Origin of the sequence: Emticicia sp., from assembly GCF_049241225.1 — a bacterium.
GTDB lineage: Bacteria > Bacteroidota > Bacteroidia > Cytophagales > Spirosomataceae > Emticicia.
Genome location: NZ_JBMLRC010000108.1, coordinates 1 through 1,769, shown reverse-complemented (window position 1 = coordinate 1,769; position 1,769 = coordinate 1). Strand labels below are relative to the sequence as shown.

The 1,769-nt window shown below is 36.3% G+C and carries 2 protein-coding genes; both read left to right on the top strand.

Annotated elements, in window-relative coordinates; genetic code table 11:
* The coding region (locus ACOVO2_RS06800; RefSeq protein ID WP_421769248.1) for a carboxylesterase family protein at positions 1-194 on the top strand (194 nt) is incomplete at its 5' end.
* Positions 195-274: 80 nt separating this feature from the next.
* Positions 275-1,576: a spinster family MFS transporter gene (locus ACOVO2_RS06795; RefSeq protein WP_421769247.1), complete on the top strand. Its 1,302-nt coding sequence runs from the start codon at positions 275-277 to the stop codon at positions 1,574-1,576.
* Positions 1,577-1,769 lie beyond the last annotated feature (193 nt).

Here is a 1,769-nt window from a genome sequence, read left to right as displayed (position 1 = left end):
AAATCGAAAACACAATGTCGAGTTACTGGGTGAATTTTGCCAAAACTGGTAATCCTAATGCTGCAGGTTTGCCCGAATGGAAGAAGTATGATAAACAAGCGGGGAATATTTTAGAATTCGGTGATAAAACCGTTTCAAAAGCAGGATTATTTAAGAAAGAATTTGATTTCCTGGAGGCGAACATGGGAAAATAAAATATCACACCGGTAGAGACAAGGCATGCCTTGTCTCTACAATGATAGACCCAAAAATAAAAACCAAACCCTATTATAAAATGAAAGAATCGAACCGTTATGCGTGGTATGTGGTGGGACTATTGACTTTAGCCAATATTTCATCATTTATCGACCGACAAATTTTAAGTTTGTTAGTTAAGCCAATTAAAAGAGATTTACATTTATCAGACACCCAAGTAAGTTTATTGATGGGACTGAGTTTTGCTCTTTTTTATACCTTTTTTGGAGTAATCATTGGTCGATTAGCTGATAGAAAAAGCCGCAGAAACATCATCATGTTAGGTGTAACGGTATGGTCAATGATGACAACCCTTTGTGCAGGCGTTGGCACATATTTGCAATTTTTCTTGGTTCGTATGGGAGTTGGTGTGGGCGAATCTACTCTTTCTCCTTCGGCTTATTCAATCATTGCCGATATTTTTCCTAAAAACCGCCTCGCAACGGCACTGAGTGTTTTTAGTATGGGGATTTTTTTAGGCGGAGGTTTAGCAACACTCATTGGTTCGGGAATTGTAGCTAAGCTACCAACCGAAGGTATGGTGCATATTCCAGTTTTCGGAGAAATTTTTCCATGGCAATTGATTTTCCTTTATGTAGGTTTACCCGGACTTATAATTGTCCTTTTGCTTTTTACGGTTTCTGAACCTGCCAGAAAAAACCTTATTCAAAAAAACGGACAAAATATTCACCTTTCGCTCAGCGAATCTTTAAAAATCATTTTTCAACACAAAAAAGCCTATTTATTTATCTCTTTTATTGTTTCTACCCAAGCATTGGTCAATTTTGGCTGTAGTGCATGGGTTCCTACTTTTATCTCAAGAACTTATGGTTGGGAGGTACCGCGAGCAGGAGCATTTTTCGGGTTGGTGGTTGTGTGTAGTTCTATTTCTGGTGTTTTATTCGGAGGCTGGTATGCCGATAAATTAGTAAAAGAAGGTAAAACTGATGGACGTTTACGAATCAGTGTTTTGGCTGCCATATTATCTTTATGCGGAATTTTGGCAGTGTCTATGCCCAAAGCCGAATGGGCTATTTTGCTCTTGGCATTACCTACATTTGGATTAGCAGCACCTTTTGGTGCAGCAACTGCCGCCATTCAAGAAATTATGCCGAATCAAGTAAGAGCTTTGGCTTCTTCAATAATGCTTTTTATCCTCAATCTGATAGGAATGTCTTTAGGCCCAACATTAGTGGCATTATTTACTGATTTTGTATTTAAAGATGAAAATTTGATTCGATATTCGATGATGGTATTGTTTACCGTAGGCGGAGGAGTTGGTTTAATTTTATCATTGATGGTATTGAAACCCTATCGGAAAATTATTGAAGCAAAGGGATAATTATTCGTTTTGACTATTTTCAGATGTATAAATATTTATTCTCTTTACTTTCAAAGTAAAAACATTTTATCCCATATAGTTTCTTACTACCCTGAAATCAGTCAAGATAATTGATGAAAATTAATTTTAACCGCATTTTAATAAATTTTTGGTCAATTTTACCATATAAATTAATCAGAAAAACTAATGACCA

What these genes read in the sequence shown, in the direction of transcription:
- ACOVO2_RS06795 (WP_421769247.1), top strand. Translation starts at nt 275, where the DNA reads ATGAAAGAATCGAACCGTTATGCGTGGTATGTGGTGGGACTATTGACT.